23 protein-coding genes are annotated in these 22,763 nt (G+C 64.3%); 12 read left to right on the forward strand and 11 right to left on the reverse strand.

Annotated elements, in window-relative coordinates; all coding sequences use genetic code 11:
- Positions 1–24: 24 nt before the first annotated feature.
- Entirely contained in the window at positions 25–1,317 is a 1,293-nt protein-coding gene (locus AU465_RS22580) for an amidase (protein ID WP_192253208.1), read from the reverse strand.
- Between the two features lie 278 nt (positions 1,318–1,595).
- On the opposite strand from AU465_RS22580, the gene AU465_RS22585 reads away from it, so the two are divergent.
- Entirely contained in the window at positions 1,596–1,943 is a 348-nt protein-coding gene (locus tag AU465_RS22585) for a GFA family protein (RefSeq protein WP_192253211.1), read from the forward strand.
- A 61-nt stretch (positions 1,944–2,004) separates the two neighbouring features.
- Here AU465_RS22585 and AU465_RS22590 read toward each other — a convergent pair whose 3' ends face one another.
- Positions 2,005–3,219: an MFS transporter gene (locus AU465_RS22590; RefSeq protein WP_192253215.1), complete on the reverse strand. Its 1,215-nt coding sequence runs from the start codon at positions 3,217–3,219 to the stop codon at positions 2,005–2,007.
- Between the two features lie 174 nt (positions 3,220–3,393).
- Between AU465_RS22590 and AU465_RS22595 the strand changes: the two genes are divergently transcribed.
- Both AU465_RS22595 and AU465_RS22600 read left to right on the forward strand, forming a co-directional pair.
- Positions 3,394–4,362, forward strand: a complete 969-nt coding sequence (locus AU465_RS22595) for an AraC family transcriptional regulator (protein WP_192253219.1) — start codon at positions 3,394–3,396, stop codon at positions 4,360–4,362.
- Between the two features lie 106 nt (positions 4,363–4,468).
- Positions 4,469–4,900, forward strand: a complete 432-nt coding sequence (locus AU465_RS22600) for a DUF4437 domain-containing protein (RefSeq protein ID WP_192253222.1) — start codon at positions 4,469–4,471, stop codon at positions 4,898–4,900.
- A gap of 40 nt (positions 4,901–4,940) precedes the next feature.
- Here the strand turns inward: AU465_RS22600 and AU465_RS22605 are convergent, their stop codons facing one another.
- The 8 genes from AU465_RS22605 to AU465_RS22640 form a co-directional block, all read right to left on the reverse strand.
- Positions 4,941–5,537 (reverse strand): c-type cytochrome, encoded by a 597-nt coding sequence (locus AU465_RS22605; RefSeq protein WP_192253225.1) that lies wholly within the window; start codon positions 5,535–5,537, stop codon positions 4,941–4,943.
- Between the two features lie 186 nt (positions 5,538–5,723).
- Positions 5,724–6,809 (reverse strand): ABC transporter ATP-binding protein, encoded by a 1,086-nt coding sequence (locus tag AU465_RS22610; protein WP_192253228.1) that lies wholly within the window; start codon positions 6,807–6,809, stop codon positions 5,724–5,726.
- A complete protein-coding gene (locus AU465_RS22615; RefSeq protein ID WP_192253231.1) occupies positions 6,809–7,915 on the reverse strand; it encodes an ABC transporter ATP-binding protein in 1,107 nt (368 codons plus the stop codon). The genes AU465_RS22610 and AU465_RS22615 overlap by 1 nt, the downstream gene beginning before the upstream one ends.
- The gene (locus tag AU465_RS22620; RefSeq protein ID WP_192253234.1) at positions 7,912–8,133 is read right to left on the reverse strand and encodes a hypothetical protein; all 222 of its coding nucleotides are present in this window, start codon (positions 8,131–8,133) and stop codon (positions 7,912–7,914) included. Before AU465_RS22620 ends, AU465_RS22615 begins: the two co-directional genes overlap by 4 nt.
- Complete coding sequence (locus tag AU465_RS22625; protein WP_192253237.1) at positions 8,130–9,086, reverse strand: carbohydrate ABC transporter permease; 957 nt, start codon at positions 9,084–9,086, stop codon at positions 8,130–8,132. The genes AU465_RS22620 and AU465_RS22625 overlap by 4 nt, the downstream gene beginning before the upstream one ends.
- 1 nt (position 9,087) lies before the next feature.
- Positions 9,088–9,993 (reverse strand): carbohydrate ABC transporter permease, encoded by a 906-nt coding sequence (locus tag AU465_RS22630; protein WP_192253241.1) that lies wholly within the window; start codon positions 9,991–9,993, stop codon positions 9,088–9,090.
- 66 nt (positions 9,994–10,059) lie between these two features.
- Positions 10,060–11,376, reverse strand: a complete 1,317-nt coding sequence (locus tag AU465_RS22635; protein WP_192253256.1) for an ABC transporter substrate-binding protein — start codon at positions 11,374–11,376, stop codon at positions 10,060–10,062.
- Positions 11,377–11,730: 354 nt separating this feature from the next.
- On the reverse strand, positions 11,731–12,426 hold the full coding sequence (locus tag AU465_RS22640; RefSeq protein WP_192253259.1) for a TetR/AcrR family transcriptional regulator: 696 nt from the start codon (positions 12,424–12,426) through the stop codon (positions 11,731–11,733).
- Between the two features lie 125 nt (positions 12,427–12,551).
- On the opposite strand from AU465_RS22640, the gene AU465_RS22645 reads away from it, so the two are divergent.
- From AU465_RS22645 to AU465_RS22655, 3 genes are read left to right on the forward strand one after another with little or no spacing between them, the layout of a single operon-like run.
- The gene (locus tag AU465_RS22645) at positions 12,552–13,748 is read left to right on the forward strand and encodes a Tm-1-like ATP-binding domain-containing protein (RefSeq protein WP_192253262.1); all 1,197 of its coding nucleotides are present in this window, start codon (positions 12,552–12,554) and stop codon (positions 13,746–13,748) included.
- Between the two features lie 12 nt (positions 13,749–13,760).
- Positions 13,761–14,627, forward strand: coding sequence for a phosphoenolpyruvate hydrolase family protein (locus AU465_RS22650; RefSeq protein ID WP_192253265.1), 867 nt, complete (start codon positions 13,761–13,763; stop codon positions 14,625–14,627).
- 4 nt (positions 14,628–14,631) lie between these two features.
- A complete protein-coding gene (locus AU465_RS22655; RefSeq protein WP_192253268.1) occupies positions 14,632–15,048 on the forward strand; it encodes a cupin domain-containing protein in 417 nt (138 codons plus the stop codon).
- A 249-nt stretch (positions 15,049–15,297) separates the two neighbouring features.
- Here the strand turns inward: AU465_RS22655 and AU465_RS22660 are convergent, their stop codons facing one another.
- Positions 15,298–16,488, reverse strand: coding sequence for a M24 family metallopeptidase (locus tag AU465_RS22660; protein ID WP_192253271.1), 1,191 nt, complete (start codon positions 16,486–16,488; stop codon positions 15,298–15,300).
- 340 nt (positions 16,489–16,828) lie between these two features.
- Between AU465_RS22660 and AU465_RS22665 the strand changes: the two genes are divergently transcribed.
- The 6 genes from AU465_RS22665 to AU465_RS22690 all read left to right on the forward strand — a co-directional run bounded on the left by AU465_RS22665 (position 16,829) and on the right by AU465_RS22690 (position 22,753).
- The gene (locus tag AU465_RS22665) at positions 16,829–18,439 is read left to right on the forward strand and encodes an ABC transporter substrate-binding protein (RefSeq protein WP_192253274.1); all 1,611 of its coding nucleotides are present in this window, start codon (positions 16,829–16,831) and stop codon (positions 18,437–18,439) included.
- A 282-nt stretch (positions 18,440–18,721) separates the two neighbouring features.
- Positions 18,722–19,708: an ABC transporter permease gene (locus AU465_RS22670; protein WP_192253278.1), complete on the forward strand. Its 987-nt coding sequence runs from the start codon at positions 18,722–18,724 to the stop codon at positions 19,706–19,708.
- Positions 19,705–20,535: an ABC transporter permease gene (locus AU465_RS22675; RefSeq protein ID WP_192253281.1), complete on the forward strand. Its 831-nt coding sequence runs from the start codon at positions 19,705–19,707 to the stop codon at positions 20,533–20,535. Before AU465_RS22670 ends, AU465_RS22675 begins: the two co-directional genes overlap by 4 nt.
- Complete coding sequence (locus tag AU465_RS22680; protein WP_192253284.1) at positions 20,532–21,425, forward strand: ABC transporter ATP-binding protein; 894 nt, start codon at positions 20,532–20,534, stop codon at positions 21,423–21,425. The genes AU465_RS22675 and AU465_RS22680 overlap by 4 nt, the downstream gene beginning before the upstream one ends.
- Positions 21,422–22,198 (forward strand): ABC transporter ATP-binding protein, encoded by a 777-nt coding sequence (locus AU465_RS22685; RefSeq protein ID WP_192253287.1) that lies wholly within the window; start codon positions 21,422–21,424, stop codon positions 22,196–22,198. Before AU465_RS22680 ends, AU465_RS22685 begins: the two co-directional genes overlap by 4 nt.
- A gap of 48 nt (positions 22,199–22,246) precedes the next feature.
- Entirely contained in the window at positions 22,247–22,753 is a 507-nt protein-coding gene (locus AU465_RS22690; RefSeq protein ID WP_192253290.1) for an L-2-amino-thiazoline-4-carboxylic acid hydrolase, read from the forward strand.
- Positions 22,754–22,763: the final 10 nt, after the last annotated feature.

Here is a 22,763-nt window from a genome sequence, read left to right on the forward strand (position 1 = left end):
GGCTCGCCACCCGGGCCATCGGCCTCAGCCTTTCAGCAAAGCCTCCACCGACGCGGCGATGCCGAGAAGGCGACGGTCATGCCCATGTCTCGCCACCAGCATCAGCCCAGTCGGCAGCCTCGTGCCGGGCATCGGCAGCGAGACCGCGCAGAGGTCGAACTGGTTGGCGACCTGAGTGTTGCGCAGCAGCAGGCCCTCCGTCCCGCGCAGTGCTTCATCGCCGGCCATGGCGGCAATCGACGGCGCAACCATCGGCACGGTCGGCAGCACGAGCACGTCGACCGCTTGCAGCCGTTCCTCCATGGCCGCGACCAATTCCCTGCGGCAGTGGATGGTCCTGATGTAGGCGGAAGCGGGAACTGTCAGAGCGCGAGACAAAGGCCCGCTGACATGCGGATCGACGGGCACAGAGGCGCCGGCTGCCAGCCAGTCGGCGTGCACTTCCGCACCTTCCATCGACGCGATCGAGGCGCGCTTGGTCGCTGCGCGCATCTCGGCAATGAGGTCGTCGATCGATAAATCGACGACGCGCGCGCCCGCCTGCTCCATCCCCCGAATACTTCGGTCGAAAGCATCGAGAACCTCAGGCTGCGTCTCACCGAAAAGCACGCCGCGGGGGATGCCAATGCGCAAACTGGCAACCGGGATAGGCTGAAGAGCAACCGGCTCATCCCCCGCCATGATCGCGTCGGTCACCGCGCAGTCGGCAACGCTGCGGGCGAGCGGCCCGATCGAATCCAGTGTCGCCGACAAGGGAAAGGCGCCGGCCAAAGGCACGCGCCCTGCCGTCGGCTTGAAGCCGACGACGCCGTTGAGCGAGGCTGGAATGCGCACCGAGCCGCCGGTATCCGAGCCGATCGAGATGTCGCAGCTGCCCTCGCCCACCGCGACGCCGGCGCCGGACGAGGAGCCGCCCGGGATAAGGCTCGCATCGGCCGCATTGCCCGGCGTGCCGTAATGCAGATTGTCGCCGATGGCGGTGAAGGCGAATTCGGTCATGTTGGTCTTGCCGAGGATCACTGCGCCTGCCTGGCGCAGCCGGCGCACGATCGCCGCGTCCCGCACGGCAGGCTGAGCACTGGCGAACATCAGCGAGCCCGCCCTGGTCGGCTCGCCGGCGACGTCGAACAGATCCTTGATCGACACGATCGCGCCGTCGAGCGGGCCGAGGCTCACGCCGGCCTTCCGGCGGGCATCGGCCGCATCCGCCGCCGCGCGCGCCGCTTCGGCGTAGAGTTTGGTGTAGACCTTCTCGCTTCCGGCGCGACTGGCAAGACGTGACAGGATGATTTCGAGACGACCGCGGACGGATTGCATGTCGATGTCGGACTCCGCAAGGATGCAACGTCTTTAAAGCAATTCCGGGAAGTGTGTAGCGGTTTCCGTCCGGAACTGCGCAAAAACAAACACTTAATGCACGTCGCCCAAAAGTGCGTAGCGGTTTTGGGAGAACGACATGCATCAAAACAAAGACTTAAAGCGCGGCGCCTGAATCCATTTCTGCGCGACGCGCTTCAATGCCGGCCGGGAAGGCCGGCGAAAGGGACAACCCGGCAAGCGTGCCTTTGCACCCTGCCAGCGATAGGAAGAGACTGATGCTGTACAAAGGCAGCTGCCATTGCGGCAAGGTGGCTTTCGAGGTCGAAGGCGCGCTCGGCGGCGCGGTGCGCTGCAATTGCTCGATCTGCTCGCGCAAGGGCTCACTGCTCTGGGCCGTGCCGCATGGCAGCATGCGGCTGGTCGCCTGGGGCGACGACCTCGGCAAATACACTTTTGGCAAGGGCTCGATCGCGCATCGCTTCTGCCGGACCTGTGGCATCCACCCCTTCGCCGAGGATGTCAGCCAGGGCAGCGAGCGCAGCGCCTACGTCAACATCAATTGCCTCGAGGACGTCGACCTCGACGCAGTGCAGGTCTTCGAGTTCGACGGCCGCTCGGCCTAGACCAGACTGCATCGCTCTGCCGACAAGCCGGCCATATCGGCCGGCTTGTCGGCATCCAAGGCTATTCAGCCTGTTTGGGCCCGACGGCGAAAGTCACCAGCGCCGCGAACAGCGTCGCCACGGCGCCGTAGGCGAAGGCGCTCGCCACGCCGGCATGGTCGACCAGCAGACCGCCGAAGACCGCGCCCAGCGCGATCGCCACCTGGAACGTCGCGACCATCAGCCCGCCGGCGCTCTCGGCCTGGTCCGGCGCGGCGCGCACCAGCCAGGTCTGCAGCCCGACCGGCACGGCGCCGAAGGCAAAGCCCCAGCTGGTGACCGCGATGGCCGCGATCACCGGCGAGGCGCCGAGTAGGAGCATCGCCAGCGCCGACAGCGCGATCAGCAGCGGCGCCAGCCCGACCGCAAGCTTCAGGTTGCGCTCGGCCAGGAAGGCGCCGGCGAAGTTGCCGAAGAAGCCGCCGACGCCGTAAGCGAGCAGCACCAGCGAGATCGTCTCGATCCGCATCACCGGCACCGTCTCCAGGAACGGCCGCACATAAGTGAAGCCGGCAAATTGTCCCGAGGCAACGAGCAGCACGACCAGGAGGGCGACGCGGATCGTCCGCCGCTTCAGCACTTCGATTAGGGTGCGGAAGCTCGCCACGGCCGTCGGCGGCAGGCTTGGAATGGTGGCAAGCTGTACCAGCAAAGTCAGCGCGCCGACGACCGCCGCGATCATGAAGGCCGTGCGCCAGCCCCAAATGTCGCCGACATAGGCGCCGACGGGCGCCGCGGTGACAGTGGCGACCGAGACGCCGGTCAGGATGATCGACATGGCGCGCGGCATCAATCGCATCGGCACCAGACGCATCGCCATGGCGGCCGACATCGACCAGAAGCCGCCGAGCGCGACGCCCAGAACCACACGGGCCAGAAGCAGCATCGTGAGCGAGGATGCGAAAGCAGCGAGCAGGTTGGACACGATCAGAAGCACGGTGAGCATCCACATGACCAGCCTGCGATCCAGCCGCTTGGTGACGATGGCCATGGTCGGTGCGGCGATCGCGCCGACAACGGCCGTCGCCGTCACCGCCTGGCCGGCGGCGCCTTCGCTGACGCCGAGATCCTGCGCCAGCCGCGTCAGCAGGCTGGCGGGCAGGAATTCGGCCGTCACCAGGCCGAACACACCGAGCGCCAGCGAGACCACCGCGCCCCACACTGGCTCGGTTCGCTCCTCGGGTTCGGTCCTGTCGAGAACGGCGTCGTCGATGACGCCCGTGGCGGGTTCGGTCATGGCAAAAATCTCCGATCTGTTTTGCGGCGTCACGTAGGGAACGACCGGCTCCGGCTCCACCCGTTACATGCCTGGCGGGCGGCTGCGTCGGTCCGATTTGGTTGCGGCGCAACATTTGGCTGCAATGCAACATAGGGAGTGACGGACTGGAGTTTCCATGCTAGAAACGCCGAAATGAATTACAATTCGTCCAAAACCACATTGCTGGCATCCGGCGATCCGCTGACCGATATGCTGCGCGGATTGCGGCTCGATGGCGTCGATTACGGCCGCTGCGTGCTGGGCGAGCCCTGGGCCGTCTCCTTTCCCGCGCAGAAGGCGGCGCGCTTCCATTTCATCGGCCAGCAAGGCTGCTGGCTGTTCTCGCCGGCCAAGGAATGGATCGAGCTCTCGGTGGGCGACGCGCTTTTGATCCCCCGCGGCGACGAGCATGTGCTGGCGAGTGCGCCGGGCCTTCCTCCGGTGCCGATCGGCCGCTACACCATCGAGCCGGTCTGCGAGAACGTCTACGACGTCTCCAACGGCTGCGACGGCTGCAAGACCCTGCTGTTTTGCGGCAGCATGCATTTCAATCTCGACGGCTCGCATCCACTGCTCGACATGATGCCCGACCTGATGCAGGCGCATAAGCTGATGGCGAACGCGCCCGGCATCCAGCATTTGCTCGACGCCATGGCCGGCGAGGTGACGATGGACCGGGTCGGCTCCGGTGGGATACTCGCCCGCCTGGCCGACGTGCTGGCCGCCACGATCATCCGCTCCTGGGTGGAGAATGGCTGCGGCGACGCCACAGGATGGATCGCCGCGGTCCGCAACCCGGACGTCGGCAAGGTGCTTGCCGCCATTCATCTGCAGCCCGACCGCGACTGGACGGTCGAGGCGCTGGCGCGAATGATGGGGGCGTCGCGCTCCGCCTTCGCGCAGCGCTTCGCCACCGTGGTCGGCGAGACGCCGGCCAAATATGTGTTGCGCGTGCGCATGCACCAGGCGCGGCAATGGCTCGCCCGCGACGGCATGCGGGTGTCGGTGGCGGCGGCGAAACTCGGCTACGATTCGGAAGCCTCCTTCAGCCGCGCCTTCAAGCGGGTGATGGGCATCGCGCCGAGCCATCTGCGCAACAACGGCGGCGACGAGCAATCCTGACATCGCACCGGGTCGCCATCGGGCTGGAGGAATTGCCAAGTCTTTTGGACGAAGGGCCATTCCCCGCCTGTCGAGGCGGCATAAGCTCTTGGCGGAGGAACCCGCCATGGCCAACCAACTCGCACCGCTAGCGCTTGCCGCGCTCACCATCCTTCCGGGACCGGCGCTTGCCCTTGAGGACAGCTACCTGCCCGCCGACAAGATCCCTTATGCCGTCGAGGCGCCGGACCAGCCGCAGCGCCTCGGTCCGCTATGGGGCGAGCGGGCCAAGGGTCCGGCCGGCACGCTGCTCAAGGTTCCCGGCAGCTGGCGCGCGCCGGTCCATGCCCACACCGCCGACTATCGCGCCGTGGTCATCAAGGGGCTCTGGGCGCATTGGCAGATGCAGGGCGGTGAAGCGACCAAGGTCGAATTGCCTCCAGGCTCCTACTGGACCCAAAAGGCCGACGAGATGCATGATGATGCCTGCCTGTCCGACACCGAATGCGTGATCCTGCTGATCAACGACACGCCCTACGAGACCTATCTGCCGAAGTAGCCGAGTGGCGGGCCGGCGGGGTCTCCGATCCCTCCACACCTCACTTGCGAGACGCAGCCGATCTACGGTCTTCGCCTGCAGCCTGATGCCCTTCAGCTTCAGAGGCTCCTGTGATCTTCTCGTATTCGGATTGCGACATTTCCGGTAGACGACGAACAAAGGCCACCATCGCCCATAGCCCTTCCTGATTGTGCGTTCGACCAAACGCGGGCATCCCAGTCATCTTTATGCCGTTTTGCACAATCCAATAGAGTTCAGCATTCTCCAAGGCGGAAGTGGCTCGTGTAAGATCCGGCGGCTTGGGCCACATGTTCTTGGCGAAGTCCGCCGGAGAAATTCCCGGACCACCGTGACAGTCGACGCAGCCTTCCTCCTTGTAGTGATGGCCACCTGTGCGGATCATTTCCGGATCGTCAAGCGATCGATCCGGGCTGACATTGTGGCCGGCATGGCGTTCAATAGAATTGTTCCGGATTGTCTCCAGCGACCAGCGGACAAAGTCCGGATCCGGCTCGCTGGCGGCAACACTGTAGAATCCGGCATAGGTGTAGCCTGCCAATCCGACGATGATTGCTAGCAGGACAACAGCGGTCACAGCCAAGGTTCGCACGGTTAACCCCGTGGTGGCAGGCGTCATCGCATATGCCCGCCGTCTACCATTCCGAACGCCTGGAGCCGCCAAATTATTCCGCGGCTTGTCATCACGACATCGCGAGCCGTGACCAACGCGGTAGTAGTCTGGCTGGTGGGTCAATCAGCACCGAATCGGCTTATGTCGAGTTCAACATAAGTCAAAAATCGTTCTGATTTTCAGGGCCATGCCCTATCCGGCGTGCCGCAGGCTCACCCCGCTGCCCTTGTCGAACATCACCACCTTGTCCGGGTTCCAGGCAAAGCGAACCGGCTGCTCGATCTCGACGGCGGTCCTGGCAGGCACGGTGGCGCGCAGCATCGCGTCGCCGACTCTCAGCGTTACGATCTTCTCGACGCCGTGGTTCTCGACATCGTGGACCTTAGCCTCCACCGGAGCGCCGCTCTCCAGATAGACGTCCTCCGGCCGGATGCCGAAGACGAGCGGGCGACCGTCGGTCGCGCCGCCCGTCTTGGCTCCCCCAGTAACCGGCAATTCGAAATTCATGGGCGCCATCACCGCGCGGTTTTCCACCAGCTTGCCGTCAATGAGATTCATCGGCGGCGAACCGACGAAGCTCGCGACATAGGTGTCGCGCGGATTGTTGTAGATCTCCTGCGGCGTGCCGGTCTGGACGATGCGGCCGTGGTTGAGCACGCCGACCTTGTCGCCCATCGACATCGCCTCGATCTGGTCGTGGGTGACGAACAGGAAGGTGGCGCCGAGTTGCATCTGCAGGTTCTTCAACTCCGTGCGCAGCGCCTCGCGCAGCTTCGCGTCGAGCGCCGACAGCGGCTCGTCCATCAGGAACACGCGCGGCTTGCGCACGATCGCCCGGCCGATCGAGACGCGCTGCATCTCGCCGCCCGAAAGCCGGTCCGTCTTGCGGTCGAGCAGATGCTCGATGCGCAGCGTGCGGGCGGCGCGTGCGACACGGTCCTTGATCTCGGCATCGGGCAGGCGGCGGATCTTCGGCTTCAGCGGAAACTCGAGGTTCTGCCGCACGGTGTAGCGCGGGTAGAGCGAATACTGCTGCAGCACCAGCGCCACGTCGCGCTCGGCCGCGCCCCAGTCGGCGACGTCGACACCGTCGATGAAGACCTGGCCCTCGGTCGGTTTCTCGAGCCCGGCGATCAGTCGCAGCGTCGTCGTCTTGCCGGCGCCGGTCTCGCCAAGCAGCACGAAGAACTCGCCGTCGGCGATATCGAGGTTGAGGCCCGTCAGCGCGGTATGGCTGCCGAACTTCTTTGTGATGTTCTTCAGCTCGATATGGGCCATTAGAGCCTTACTCCTAGCGACTTGCCGCTTGCCGTGTCGAAGAAATGCGCCTGCTCCGGATCGAGGCGGACATGGACCTTTTCGCCGGGGCCCGAGACGTAGCCGGCCTTGGTGCGGGCGCGCAGCATCTTGGAGCCGACCTTGAGGTCGACGATGTCGAAGGAGCCGAGCGGTTCGATGATCTGCGCCTCGACCGGGATATAGCCGGGCGCGGCGTCGTGCCGGACGAGCACTCCTTCGGGACGGATGCCGAGCGTCAGGCCGCCATTGGCGGCGTGGCCGTTGAGCTTGGCGAGGAGATCGCGCGGGAACTCGAAACCTTTGGGCGCGCCGCCCACGGTGACGGTGGCGGTACCGGCATCATCGGCGACGCCAGCTTCGGCTATGTTCATCACCGGGCTGCCAACGAACTGGGCCACGAACAGGTTGGCTGGGTGCGAGTAGACATCGTCCGGCGTGCCGACCTGCTGGATGAAGCCCTCATGCATGATGACGATGCGGTCGGCGAGGCTCATCGCCTCGATCTGGTCGTGGGTGACGTAGATCGTGGTCGAGCCCTGCTTGATGTGCAGACGCTTGATCTCGGCCCGCATCTCCTCGCGCAGCTTGGCGTCCAGCGCGCCGATCGGCTCGTCCATCAGCATCGCCTTCGGGCGCCGCACCAGGGCACGGCCGATCGCCACGCGCTGCATATCGCCACCGGACAGTGCCGACGGCCTCTTGTCGAGCAGATCGGTGATGCGCAGGACCCGGGCGATCTCGTGCACCGACCTGTCGACCTCGCCACGGCTCATGCGCGTGGCGCGCAACGGAAAGGCGATGTTCTCGAACACCGTCATATGTGGGTAAAGCGAGAAGGACTGGAACACCATGGCGATGTCGCGGTCGGCGGCCTTGAGGTGCTGCACCGCCTTGCCGTCGATCAGGATGTCGCCCTGGTCGATCGTCTCCAACCCTGCTATCGCGCGCAGCGTCGTGGTCTTGCCGCAACCCGACTGGCCGAGCAGCACGATGAACTCGTTGTCGGCGATGGCGAGGTTCAAATCGTGGATGACCTGGACGGCGCCGAAGAATTTCTCGATGCCGCGAAGTTCGATCTGCGTCACTGCCGGGCCCCCTCATGCGTCGCGGCGCCGGTTTCCTCTTTGCGCTCCGGCGCAATCTTCGACGTGACGTTGAAGCCGATCAGCCCGATCAGGATGATCGTCACGCCGTAGGAATGCAGGCTGAGGCTCCACGGCTGGCAGAGCGCGATGATGCCCAGCACCATGGCGATCTGTGACGCCGGCAGCAGATACTTCTCATTGAGTGCGCGAAAGCTCATTTGCGGATTGCTCCGAAGGTCACGCCGCGAAGCAGATGGTTGCGCAGCAGGAAGGTGAAGATCGCGACCGGCAGCAGGAACAGGAAGGTGCCCGCCGCGATTGTGGTCCAGTCCGGCAGGCCGGAACCGATCTGGCTGGGAATGAAAGGCGGCGCGGTCTGGGCGCGGCGGTTGGTCATGATCAGCGCGAAAGCGTATTCGTTCCAGGCGGTGATGAAGCAAAACACGGCGGTCGCGGCGATGCCCGTCGCCGCCTCCGGCAGCACGATCCTGAAGAAGGCCTGCATGCGCGTGTAGCCGTCGACGAGCGCCGCCTCCTCGTATTCCTTCGGGATCTCGTCCATGAAGCCCTTCATTAGCCAGACCGAGAAGGACAGGTTGAAGGCGATGTAGAGGATGATCAGGCCGATATGCGAGTCGTTGAGGCCTACCATCCGGTACATCAGGAACATCGGGATGGCGACGACCACCGGCGGCAGCATGCGTGTCGACAGGATGAAGAACAAAAGGTCCGCCTCGCCCGCGATCTTGAAGCGAGAGAAACCGTAGGCGGTGAAGGTTCCCATGCCGACGGCAAGCACCGTGCTGACGATCGCTACGATCAGGCTGTTCATGAAGCGGTCGGGATATTGCGAAAGCTGCACGTCCTTTCCAACCTTCAGCACCCGCTCGCCGCCGTCGTAGATGCGCTTTTCCCACCAGGGCGCGGCCTCGTAGACTTGCGGGTCGACGGTCTTCTGCATCTGCACGCGCTTGGTGAAGAGCCGGATGAACGGCGTCACCTCCGGCTCGAACAGAACGGTGGGCGGCACGCTGACCGCCAGTTCCTTCGGCTTGAAGGCCGTGGAGGCGATCCAGTAGATTGGCGCCAGGAAGATCAGCGTGGCGACCAGCACCGCGACGATGGCGATGCGGTTGAGGGCAACCTCGGAAGAAGTGCGGACGGCGGCCATCTCAGCGCTCCTTCACCTTGTTGAGATACTTCACGTAGAGGTTGGTGATGGCCAGCACCATGATCAGCACGATGTAGGCCAGCGCGCAGGACTTGCCGGTGTCCCACTGCTGGAACGCCTGCTTGTAGAGCCGAATCGCGATCAGCTCGGCGGTCGGCTGGGTCGTCATCGTGTAGGCGATGTCGAAGGTCTTGAACGCTTCCATGGTGCGGAAGATCAGCGCGATCAAAAGGATCGGCGAGACCAGCGGCAAGGTGATGCGGGTGAAGGTGTACCACCAGCTGGCGCGGTCGATCGCGGCGGCCTCGTAGAGATGCTGCGGCACCGCCGACAGGCCGGCGAGCGACAGCAGCATGACGAAGGGCGACCACATCCAGATGTCGGTGATCGCTACCGCGTAGAGCGCGCTGTCGGGATTGGAGAGCCACGCGAAGTCGCCCAGGCCGAAGACGTAGTTGATCGGGCCCCAGGATGGGCTGTAGAGCAGCTGCCAGAACAGCCCGACGACCGCCGCCGACATCATCATCGGCAGGAGCAACAGCGTGGTGATCAGGCCCTTCATCGGAAAGCTGCGGTTGAGCAGCAAGGCGAGGCCGAAGCCCACGATCATCTGGCCGGCCACCGAAACGATGACGTATTTCGCCGTGATCACGAAGTTCGACCAGATGTGATCGTCGGTGAGCAATTCGCGATAGTTCTGCAGGCCGACGAACTGCCAGGGCTCGCTCCGGTTCGCGGCGAAATTCGTAAAAGAATAGCCCAGCGAATAGATCAGCGGAAAGATGTTGAAGACGATCAGGAAAACCAGCGTTGGGATGATGAACATGTTGCGGATGGTCAGATCCGACCAGCCGCGCGCGGCGGCCCTGGAGGCAGGATCAAGATTGGTGAGGGCTACCGAAGCCAACGATCGTCTCCCTGAAAACAGGAATGCCGGAGGGGAAACCCTCCTCCGGCATTCTGACTGTGATGCTTACTTGTAGCGATTGTACTTGGTGAACGTCGCCTTCCAGTCGGCGGCGGTCTTGTCGAGCGCTTCCTGGGCGGTGCCCTTGCCGCCGACCACGAACGGATAGATGTTCTGGTTCAGCTGATCGAGCACCTCGGCGTATTCGGGCGTCGCCCAGAAATCCTTGACCATGAACATCGTGTCGTAGAACGCCTTGTTGTAGGGCGTGGCGTTCTGGAAGGCTTCCGACTTCAGCACGGCCTGGCTGCAGGTGTAGCCGCCGAGCTCGGCCCACTTCTTCTGGGTCTCGTCCTTGATGAACCACTCCAGGAACTTCATCGCCTCGTCCTTGTTCTTCGAGTACGAGACGACGGAGATGCCCTGGCCGCCGAGAGCGGCGAAGCGCTTGCCGTCGGGGCCGGCCGGGTTGGCGAAGAAGCCGGTGACGTCGGCATAGGGGTTTGTGGCCTTGTTCACCAGCGGCGGGAAGAAGGCGAAGAAGTTCATGCTCATCGCGGCGAGGCCGCCGGTGATCGCCTGGTTGTCTTCCACGAAGAAGGTCTTGCCCCAGCCGGGAGGCGTGAACTTGTAAAGCTCCTTGTACATGTCGAGGCCGGCGGCAGCCTGCTTCGAATTGGTTATGCCGTCGACCTTGTAGGTTGCATAGTCGCCGAGATCGCCGCCATAGCTGAAGATGGCGCTTTCGACGCCCATCGCCATCGCGTCATAGGAATTGTCGGTGTAGATGGCGACACCGTACCGCTTCTGGTCCGGACGGTGGAAGAACTCGGCGATGTCGCGCAACTGCGTATAGGTCTTCGGCACGTCGAGGTCGTAGCCGTACTTCGCCTTGAAGGCTTCCTTCTCCTTCGGATCCTCGAACCAGTCCTTGCGGTAGGACCAGCCGATCGCATCGCCTTCCAGGGGGATCGCCCAGTATTTGCCGGAACCGCCGGGATACTCGGCATAATACTTGATGGTCGCAGGCGCCATCACGTCGGTAAGCTTGTGCTGGTTGAAGAAGTCGGTGAGGTCGACATAGTGACCCTGCGTCGAACCGGCGCCCAGCCATTGCGAGTCACCGACCACCATGTCGTAGGCGTCGCCGTGCGCGTTGAACTCGGTGAAGGCCTTGGTCTGGAAATCCGGCCACGGTGTGGTCTGCACCGTGACCTTCACGCCGGTCTCGGCCGTGTAGTCGTTGACGAGTTCCTGCAGATAGTTCGCCGGATCCCATTCCGCCCAGAAGATGGTGAGTTCCTTGTCTTGCGCTCGGACGGATGTCCCGCAGGCAAGCGCCAGCCCGATACCAGCAATCACGCTGGTCACTATCTTGCGCATAGTTTTCCTCCCTTGTGCGCATTCTACCTTGTCATGCTGGGCCGGCACTATGGTCGGCCCTGGTAGTTCCTCCCGTGATGGCACTTTCCGGTTTCGCGCCTCCTCGCCCTGCCGGAAAAAATGATCGCAGCCCTCACTTTCGATCCGCTTTATGCGTACTGATCTGGTATTACCAATTCAAGAGGGACGTCAAGCTCTTTCTTGTACAGTCAAAAGCGGCTCGACAAGCCAATCGGGGCGGTATCTGTCTGTTTTGCCTTATTTTTCCTACTCCTTGATATGCAGAAGCCTTGTTTCCACCGAGGCCTCACAATTATTATCGGCAGCCGGGTCTCCAATCTGGTCGAACCAGATTTAAGACATCGTCGTCTCCTGTGTGATCGAAACACCACCCGTTTTCGCCTCTGATTCCGCTATCGCCGCACGCACCAGCGCCCCCGCCGCCCACTCGGCGACCGACATCATGTCACGGCTGTCCAGCCCCCATATATCCTTCAGCACGATCAGCACTTCGACGCCGAACATCAACGACAGCGCCTGGGCAAGACGCTTGAACTGACGCGGCTTGAGCTGACCCTTGAGCGGCGCAATCGCATCTTTCAAAAGATCGACGCGGTGGCCGCGCGTGAAAGCCGGCTCGGTGCCCAGCGTGCCCGCCTGCCGCCGCGCCCATTGGTCGAGCGAAAGCTTGAGCGCCGCCTTGAATGTCGCCTCGAAAGCCTCGATGCGCGGGATGGAGGAAGCGAATAGCTCGGCCACCCGCCGCTGCGGATCGTTCGAAGCGGATTTCCACGTCAGGATCGGGCCAAGCCCCTCGTCGACGACCGCCTGCACCAGCGCCGCCTGGCTTGGGAAATAGCGATAGGCAGTCGCGCGGGAGACTTGCGCAGCCTCTGCGACCTCGCTGACCGAAGGCGTCACGCCCGACTGCATCAGCCGCTTCGCCGTCTCCAGCATCAGCCGCCTCGTGCGGGCGCGCGGCCCCTTCTCGGCTGCCGGCACCTGCTCGGCATCGTCGTTGGCGGCAGCTTGTTGACGTGAGACATCCATATCAATACGATACGCGCGTCTCAAAAAATTGCAATGGCCATGCCTTGGCGAACGGGCCCGGCAAGAAGCGACAAGCGGCAACACCGGACGCTGAAGACAACGATAGAGACGACGGGGAAACTCGGATGAAGCGCATCTATGTGGTCGGCACCGCCGACACCAAGGGTGAGGAGCTCGCCTTCCTCGCCGATGCCGTCGCCGCTGCCGGGGGCGCGGTCGTCCGCGTCGATATCGGCACGCGCGGCGCGACCGTGCCGGTGGATGTTGCGGCAAGCGAAGTGGCGGCGCATCATCCCGATGGAGCCGGCGCGGTGCTCGGCATTGATGATCGCGGCACGGCCGTTGCCGGCATGGGCGTCGCGTTTACCCGCTTCATCCAGTCCCGCGACGACGTTGCCGGCGTGATCGGCATCGGCGGCGGTGGCGGCACCTCGATCGTCACCGCGGGCATGCGCGCGCTGCCGCTCGGCCTGCCCAAGATCATGGTCTCGACGCTCGCCTCCGGCGACACAGGACCTTATGTCGACGTCTCCGACATCATCATGATGCCGTCGGTGACCGACATGGCCGGCCTCAACCGGCTGTCGCGCGTCGTGCTGCACAACGCCGCCCAAGCCATCGCCGGCATGGCGGCGAGGCCGGCTCCGTCAGGCGCCGGCAAGCCGGCGCTGGGCTTGACCATGTTCGGCGTCACCACGCCTTGCGTGACGGCCGTCGTCGAACGGCTGCGCGCTGACTATGACTGCATGGTCTTCCATGCCACCGGCACCGGCGGCCGCTCGATGGAGAAGCTCGCCGATTCAGGCCTGCTTGCCGGCGTCCTCGACATTACCACCACCGAGGTCTGCGACCTGCTGTTCGGCGGCGTGCTGCCGGCGACGGAGGATCGCTTCGGCGCCATTGCCCGCACAAAGCTCCCCTATGTCGGCTCCGTCGGCGCGCTCGACATGGTGAACTTCTGGGCGCCGCCGACCATCCCCGAAAAGTATCGTGGACGCCTGTTCTACGAGCACAATCCGAACGTCACGCTGATGCGCACCACCGCTGACGAATGCCGCAAGATCGGCGAATGGATCGGCGGCCGCCTCGCCGCTTGCGAAGGCCCGATCCGCTTCCTGATCCCGGAGAAAGGCGTTTCGGCGCTCGACAGCGAAGGCGGCGCCTTCTTCGACGCCGAGGCCGATGCTGTCCTGTTCGAGGCCATCGAGCGCACCATCAAGCCAACGAAGAACCGCGCCGTGACGCGCCTGCCGCTGCACATCAACGATCCAGCATTCGCCAACGCCGCGGCCGAGGCTTTCCTCGATATTGCCAAGAAGTGAGACCCGACAAGCATGGCCGCCATTCCGCGCAAAGAGATCCTGGAAAAATTCCGCAAGATGATTGCCGACGGCGTGCCGATCGTCGGTGGCGGCGCCGGCACCGGCCTCTCGGCCAAGGCCGAGGAAGCCGGCGGCATCGACCTTATCATCATCTACAATTCCGGCCGCTACCGTATGGCGGGGCGCGGCTCGGCCGCCGGCCTGCTCGCCTATGGCAATGCCAACGAGATCGTCAAGGAAATGGCCTATGAGGTGCTGCCGGTGGTGAAGAAGACGCCGGTGCTGGCCGGCGTCAACGGCACCGACCCCTTCGTCATCATGCCGCTGCTGCTGGCCGAATTGAAGACGATGGGTTTCTCCGGTGTGCAGAATTTTCCGACCGTTGGCCTGTTCGACGGCACCATGCGCCAGAGCTTCGAGGAGACCGGCATGGGTTTTGGGCTCGAGGTCGACATGATCGCCGAGGCGCACAAGCTCGATCTGCTCAGCACGCCTTACGTCTTCAACCCCGACGAGGCGCGCGCCATGACCAAAGTCGGCGCCGACATCGTCGTCGCCCATATGGGTGTCACGACCGGCGGCTCGATCGGCGCCACCTCGGCGAAGTCGCTCGACGCCTGCGTGAAGGAGATCGACGCCATCGCCGACGCCGCGCGCTCGGTGCGCAAGGACGTCATCCTGCTCTGCCATGGCGGGCCGATCTCGATGCCCGGCGACGCGCGCTACATCCTGGAGCGCTGCGACGGCCTGCACGGTTTCTACGGCGCAAGCTCGATGGAGCGGCTGCCGGCCGAAGCGGCCATCGCCAGGCAGACGGCGGATTTCAAGGCGGTCGCAATCGGCGGTTCAAAAGACGCCGCGAAAAACAGGAAGGGATGAGGCAATGGCCGACAAGGAGAAGGTGTTCGTTTATCCGAAGGACGTCAGCGCCTTCGGCTTCGACTGGGGCAAGCTGACGCTCACGGTCGGGCCGGAAGTGAATGGCGCCGCCCGCTTTTCCGGCGGCGTCGTCGACCTGCCTCCCGGCAAGGGCCACACCCGGCATAACCATCCAGGCGCGGAGGAAATCATCTTCGTCATCTCGGGCAATGGCGAGCAGATGGTCGAGGACGAGAAGGGCAATCCCGTGATTGCGAAGGTCGGCCCCGGCTGCACGATCTACGTACCGGAAAGCCGCTTCCACTCGACGCTCAACACCGGCGATCAGCCGATGCAGCTCTTCGTCGTCTATTCGCCGGCCGGTCCCGAACTGGCGCTGCGGGAGCTACCGGATTTCAGGTTGCTGCCGCCGGGGCAGTGATGAATTGATTTTCTGTCCACGGCCGCGCCGCCCCTCATTGTCCTGCCCGTCCTCCGCAGCAGCTGCGGAGGGTGGACCGGACATTTCTCCCCGTATAGTGACAGGGAGAAAGAACGCATTCATCAATGCTTTTGCCAATTTTCAATGTCGGAAGGTAAGTGCCGAGGTCGCGGCCATCTCCCTTCTCCCCGTCAATATACCGGGAGAAGGTGCCGGCAGGCGGATGAGGGGCAGCGCCGACCTTCCGGATTATGAAGCCCCACCCGTGTTCCACCCGCGCCCGCGATCGCCGAACATCACATAACCCGTGTCGGTCACCGCCACGGTGTCTTCCAGCTTGATGAAACCGCGTGTCGGATGAAGCATGGTCGTCTCGACCGAGAGCACCATGTTCTTTTCCAGCGGTTTCGCCGCATAGGTGCCCTCATAGGTGACCGGATGGTTGGTCATCAGGAACGGCGCCTCATGGGTGATCAGCCCCATGCCGTGGGCGAAGAAATCCGTATACGCCGCGACCTTCGAGGCCTTCAGCACGCTGTCGGCATGCGCGATCATATCGCCGCCGAGCGTGCCCGCTTTCACCTTCGAAAAGGCCGCCTGCTGCACCGCCTCGACTTCGCCTAGCAGATCTTCCAGCTCGGCATCCGGCTCGCCAAGCACGCCCATGCGGCAGAGGTCGCCGATATAGCCGTGATAGTTGCCGCCGGAATCGATAGACAGCACCTCGCCCTGCTTCCATGCCTGGCTGGACGCAGCGCGGTTGTGACTGGAGCCCAGCGTCAGCAGGCAATATTCGAAATGCGCGCCGCGATTGGTTTCCTCGCGCCTGAGCTGCTCGATGATGTCGGTCTTGATCGTGCCCTCGCGCGCCCAGGCGATTGTCGCCAGCATGGAATCGGTGATCAACTCGGAGGCGATGCGCAGTTTTTCGAGCTCCACTTCGGTCTTGATCGCGCGCATATTCTCCAGCATGCCGGTAGCATCAATCAGCTTCGCGTCCGGCAGCGCCTTGCGGATCAGCGTATAGGCATCCGACGGCAGGAAACCCGGCTCGATGCCGATGCGCGCAGCTCCCTTGCCGATCTTCTGCAGGTGCTCCACCGCAAGATTGGCGGCGTCGAGCGTTCCCCAGCAGGCGGCGTGCAGCGTCGGCGTCCAGAACGGATGGTTCTGGTGCTCGCCGCCTTCCATCTTGTTGCCGATATAGGCGGCATGCTCCGGCCCGCCCTTCTCATAGAGGACGATGGGCAGGTAGCGGCTATGGCCGATCGCATCCATCGCCGCGAAGAAGATGAATTTGTAGCCGCCGAGCAGATATTGCGTGTTGTGCTTGGAGGTGGCGAAGAGCACGTCGATGCCGGCCTCGTCCATCAGCCGGTCCACCCGCACCCGGTCGAACGGAATGCTGCTGACCTCGGTCTTACCCGGAGCGATGTTCATCGGCCTCTCCCTGAATTTCCGGCCGCTCAAGCGGCCAATCTTCCTGAACTTTTGGCTGTCGATTAAATCTGCATCACTTTGACCACTCTGGTCCAGCCAGAATTCAGTGGCGTTCGACCGATCCCGCTTCCATAACGGCTTCTGGCGACATTGCACCCGAATCTGGTCCTACCAGATGATGGCAACTGCAGCCCGAACATAACTGGTCCAGCGGACGAAAATTTCAAAGCCAAGCTATCCTGCGCCAAAACCGTCTCTGGCGAAACCTTTGCCAAGGGCCATAATCCCATCCATTCGAGACTGCCCGCGCCTGGCACGGGTGAAGAGGGGAGTTTGAGCGATGTCCGAATTCACGATTTCACGCCGCGGCCTGCTGGCCGGTTCGGCGCTGCTTTTGGCTTCGACGGCGTTGCCGACCATCAGCCATGCGCAGGCGCCGAAGAAGGGCGGGCGATTGATCGTCGCCGCCGACTCCGAGCCACGCAATCTCAACCCGGCGATCGTCGCCTCAAACGGCGTCTTCTTCATTTCCAGCAAGGTCGTCGAGACCCTGGCCGAGGCCTCCTTCGACGGCAAGGATGGACTTGAGCCGCGCCTCGCGCTCTCCTGGGAGGGTGCCGCCGATGGATTGTCGGTGACCTTCAGGTTGCGCGACGGCGTCAAATGGCATGACGGCAAGCCCTTCACCTCCGCCGACGTCGCCTTCTCGGCGCTGCAGGTCTGGAAGCCGCTGCAGAATCTCGGCCGCACCGTGTTCAAGGACCTCAGCACGGTCGAGACGCCCGACGAGCTCACCGCCGTATTCAAATTCGCCAAGCCGACACCGTTCCAGCTGATCCGCAATGCGCTCCCGGCGCTCTCCAGCGTCGTGCCGAAGCATGTCTATGAGGTGGGCAAGATCGAGGACAACCCGGCCAACAACGCGCCGGTCGGCACCGGCCCGTTCAAATTCGCCGAATACAAGGCCGGCCAGTACTATCGGCTTGCGAGAAACGACTCCTATTGGGGCAAGGACGAGCCCTATCTCGACGAGATCGTCTACCAGGTGCTGCCGGACCGCACTTCGGCGGCGGCCGCGCTCGAAGCGGAAGAGATCCAGCTTGCCGCCTTCTCCGCCGTGCCGCTCGCCGACCTCGACCGCATCTCCAAGGTGCCGGGCCTGAAGGTCATCACCAAGGGTTATGAGGGGCTGACCTACCAACTCGTGGTCGAGATCAACCATCGCCGCAAGGAACTGGCCGACCTGAAAGTGCGCCAGGCGATCGCTCATGCCATCGACAAGGACTTCGTCGTCAAGACGATCTTCCTCGGCTACGCCGCGACCGCGACCGGCCCGGTGCCGAAGAACGATCCGCAATTCTACACCGCCGACGTTCCGACCTACCCCTTCGATGTCGCCAAGGCCAACGAGCTTCTCGATGAAGCCGGCTATAAGCGGGCCGACGATGGCAAGCGCTTCACGCTGAAGCTGCTGCCGGCCCCCTACTTCAACGAGACAAAACAGTTCGGCGACTATCTGCGCCAGGCGCTGGCCGCGATCGGCATCGACGCGGAGATCGTCAACAACGACTCCGCCGCCCATATCAAGGCCGTCTATACCGACCATGCCTTCGACCTCGCGGTCGGCCCGCCGGTGTTCCGCGGCGATCCGGCGATCTCGACCACCATCCTGGTGCAGAGCGGCATTCCGGACGGCGTGCCCTTCTCAAACCAGGGCGGCTACAAGAATGCCGACCTCGACGCGTTGATCGTCAAGGCATCGGAGACGCTCGACACCGCCGCCCGCACCGAGCTCTACAAGGAGTTCCAGAAAAAGGTTGCGGCCGACCTGCCGCTGATAAACGTCGCCGAATGGAGCTTCATCAGCGTCGCACGCGATACGGTCGGGAATATCGCCAACAACCCGCGCTGGGCGGTTTCGAACTGGGCGGACACTTACTTGGAATCGTGACACATTCGCGCGGATGAAAATTCGCGGCGAAGTCGTCGTAGATGCACGGGCAGACGTCGAGCTCTACGATACCCCCCTCTGTCCTGCCGGACATCTCCCCCTCAAGGGGGGAGATCAGCTTGCGCTGGCACCCCTGCCCTTCTTTGCAACGCTTGCGATTGGCATCGCGGCCGATGACAGCCAATCTCCCCCCTTGGGGGGGAGATGTCCGGCAGGACAGAGGGGGGTGCCTGGGCGCGGCATTTCTCATGGGCAGCCTTGCTCTAGTCCCTCGAGGCGCGCATGACCCGCGCCCTCACCCTGCTGCGCCGCCGCCTCGTCGGCAGCGTCTTCGTGCTCCTGATCGTCGTCATCGGCAGCTTCCTGCTGCTCGAAGCCGCCCCCGGCGACGCGGTCGATGCCTACATCGTCTCGACCGGCGGCGATGCCGGCATGATTGAGCTGCTGCGCCACCGCTGGGGCCTCGACCAGTCGGAATTGACCCGGCTCGCCAACTACCTTTGGGCGCTCTGCCATCTCGATCTCGGCCGGTCCGTCACCTTCTCGCGGCCGATCCGCGACGTCATAATCGAACGCCTGCCGACCACGCTGATCCTGATGGGCAGCGCCACCGCGCTCTCCTTCGGCCTCGGCTCGGCGCTCGGCATCTATGCCGGCGCGCGGCCCGGCAGTTTTCGCGATCGCTTCCTGTCGATCGGTTCGCTGGCGCTCTACGCCGTGCCGGGCTTCTGGCTCGGCCTGGTGCTGATCGTCGTCTTTGCCGTCGACCTGCGCTGGTTGCCGATCGGCGGCATCGAGACCATCGCCTCTGGCAAGACCGGGCTGGCGCGGGCCGCCGACGTCGTCGCCCATCTCGTGCTGCCGGTGGCAGCGCTCGGCTTCATCTATCTCGCGCTCTATCTGCGCATGATGCGCGCCGGCATGGCCGAGGCCTGGCGGCAGGATTTCGTGCTTGCCACCCGCGCCAGGGGCCTGCCGCGCCGGCGCATCGTGCTCGCTCATGTTGCTCGCAACGCGCTGCTGCCTTTGGTCACCATGCTTGGCCTGCAATCGGCGCAGATGCTCGGCGGCAGCGTCGTCATCGAAAGCGTCTTTGCCGTCCCCGGTCTTGGCCGGCTGGCGCAGGAAGCGGTCGCCGGGCGCGACGCCCCAGTGCTGCTCGGCATCATTCTGGTGAGCGCCGTTCTCGTCGTCGTCATCAATCTCCTGGTCGACCTCGCCTACGCCTTCCTCGATCCGCGCGTCGGCGCCAGCGAGGCCAGCGCATGAGGAGGCTGCTTCGTTTCTTCCGTACGCCAGAAGCGATCGCCGGCGCACTCATCCTTGTCTTGCTGGTCGCGATGGCGCTGGCGGCGCCGTTGCTTTTCCCGGACGACCCGCTAGCGATCGCCGGCCCGGCGCTGCTGCCACCGTTCCAGGATTGGTCGCTGCCGCTCGGCACCGACCGGCTCGGCCGCGACGTGCTGGCCGAGCTGTTCCATGGCGCCCGCACCTCGCTGGCCGTCGGGCTGGCGGCGGCCGGCGCGGCACTCCTCGTCGGCGCGGTGGTGGGCACGCTGGCCGGCTTCTCGGGAGGGCTGATCGACGAGGTGCTGATGCGCATCACCGACGCCTTCCAGACCGTGCCGAGCTTCCTGCTGGCGCTGGCCTTCGTCAGCATCGTCGGGCCGTCGCTTGGCGTCGTCGTCGCGGCAATAGCGCTCGGCGCCTGGACCGGTCCCGCTCGCGTTGCTCGCGCGGAAGTGCTGTCGATCCGCGAGCGCGACTATGTCGCCGGTGCTCGCGTCATCGGCATGCATCCTCTTGAGATTGCCTTCCGCGAGGTGCTCCCCAACGCCTTGCCGCCGGGGCTGGCGCTGTCCTCGGTGATCGTCGCGGCAGCGATCCTCACCGAGGCGGCGCTGTCCTTCCTCGGCCTCGGCGACCCCAACCGCGTCACCTGGGGCGGCATGATCGCCGAAGGCCGTGCCGTGCTGCGCACCGCGCCATATCTGTCGATTTTTCCCGGCATCGCGCTGGTGCTGACCGTGCTCGGCGTCTACCTCGCCGGCGAAGGCGTGGTGGAAAGCACAGCGGTGCGCAGGAGCCTGTCGTGACCGCGCTGCTCTCGATCCGCGATCTCTCGGTGCTCTACCGTCGGGACGACGTTGAGGTGGTGGCGCTGGAAGGGCTTAGCCTGGAGGTTGCTGCAGGCGAGCGTCTGGCGATCATCGGCGAAAGCGGCTCGGGCAAGAGCACGCTGGCGCTGGCAATTGCGCGGCTGTTGCCGGAGTCTGCAGTGATCGGCGGACGCATAGAATGGTCAGCAAGCCAACTGCAAACGTCTCGTTCCGTCATACGCCCCGCGGGGGAGATGTCGGGCAGGACAAAGGAGGGTGCGAAGGATCGCCAACGTCTCCCGCTAACAAACAACGCTCCGATAGGCGGCCGCGACATCGGCTTCGTCTTCCAGGACCCCTCCTCCAGCCTCGACCCCGTGATGCCGATCGGCAAGCAGATCGCCGAGGTCGCGCGCACGCATCTCGGCCTCGGCTGGTCGCAGGCTTATGCACGAGCCAAAACCCTCCTCGAACGCGTCCGCCTGCCCGATCCGGACGCAGCCTTGCATGCCTATCCGCACCAGCTTTCCGGTGGCCAGAAGCAGCGCGTGGCGATCGCCGCGGCAATCGCTGCCGGGCCGAGGCTGTTGATCGCCGATGAAGCAACCAGCGCGCTCGACACCATCGTCCAGGCGGAGATCGTTTCCCTGATCCGCCGGCTCGTCGCCGAGGACGGCATGACGCTGCTCTTCATCAGCCACGACATTGCGCTCGCCGCCACGCTTGCCGAGCGCATCGCGGTGCTGCGCCATGGCGAGTTGATTGAATCGGGCGAGACCCGCCAAATCGTCGAAGCGCCCCGCAATGCTTATACACGCTCGTTGCTCGATGCCCATCTCGGCCTCGACGCCGTGCCGCTGCTCGACCGGCCAGGCGCTTCGGCATGAGCCTGCTCGCCGTCTCCAATCTCGCCAAGCGCTATCACCGCCGCGGCAAGCCTTTCCCGGCTGTCGATGATGTCTCGTTCGAGATCGGCCCGGCCGAGACGCTGGCGTTGGCCGGCCCGTCCGGCAGCGGCAAGTCGACGATCGCGCGGCTGGTGCTGCGGCTGATCGAGCCCGATGCCGGACGGATGGAATTCGAAGGCACGGACTTCTTCTCGCTGTCGGGCGCCGCATTGCGCGCGCGCCGCGCCCGTCTCCAGATGGTGTTCCAGGACCCGCTCGCCGCCTTCAATCCGCGCGCCACGGTGGCGCGTGTCCTGGACGATCCCCTGCGCATCCATGCTATCGCTTCGCGCGCCGAGCGCCCGCGCCGCATCGCTGCCCTGCTGGAACGCGTCGGTCTTGACGCCGGCCTTGCCCAACGTGCCATCCACGAGATTTCCGGTGGCCAGCGCCAGCGCGTGGCGATCGCCCGCGCCGTCGCCACGCGGCCTTCGCTGATCGTGCTCGACGAAGCGGTATCGGCGCTCGACGTGTCGGTCCGCGGACAAATCCTGGAATTGCTGCTCGACCTGCAACGCCAGGAACGGATCGCCTATCTTTTCATTTCTCATGACCTCGGCGTCATCCGCGCCGTCGCGCATCGCGTCGCCATCCTCGACGCCGGCCGGGTTGCCGAGGTCGGCGATGCCCGCGCCGTCATCGCCAACCCGCAATCGGCGATCGGCAAGGCGCTGGTGGCGGCGACGCCGACACTGAATAGAAACCGAGCATGATCCGGTTTGCGGACAAGATCATGGTCGGACAATAAATCAGGACGCATCATGACCGATCCCGAAGCAGCCAGAGCCGAAAAACTGTCGCGCGAGCTCGATACCGCCTTCCGCAACCGGGCCGATCTCTATCGTCTCTTCCTCGACGAGCTGACCGCCGAGCTCGGCGCCGAGAAAGCCGAAGCGGTGATGATCAGCACCATCGAGAAACGCGGCCGCGAAGTCGCCGCGGCTGCCTTTGCCGGTTTCGGCCCCAATGACGCACTGGCGATCGGCGAGGCGTTCCTCTCCGTCAGTCCGGATGGCGGCCGCATGTATCCGACCGACGTCGATTGTGGGCCGGATCACATCGCCTTCAAGGTGAAGCGCTGTCCGCTGAAGGATGCCTGGGTCGAGGCCGGCGTCGGCGAGGAAAAGCTCGCCACGCTATGCCGCATTGCAGGCGCCTTCGACCGCGGCCTGTTCGAGGCGACTGGCGTGCGCTTCGCCAACGTCACCTGGACGCCCGGCCACGGCTCCGGTTGCTGCCACATCGCGCTGACCAACAGGGACACTTAGCAAGCCGACG

The sequence above is a fragment of the Mesorhizobium silamurunense genome, from assembly GCF_014843905.1.
In the GTDB taxonomy this organism is placed as follows: Bacteria; Pseudomonadota; Alphaproteobacteria; order Rhizobiales; family Rhizobiaceae; genus Mesorhizobium; species Mesorhizobium silamurunense.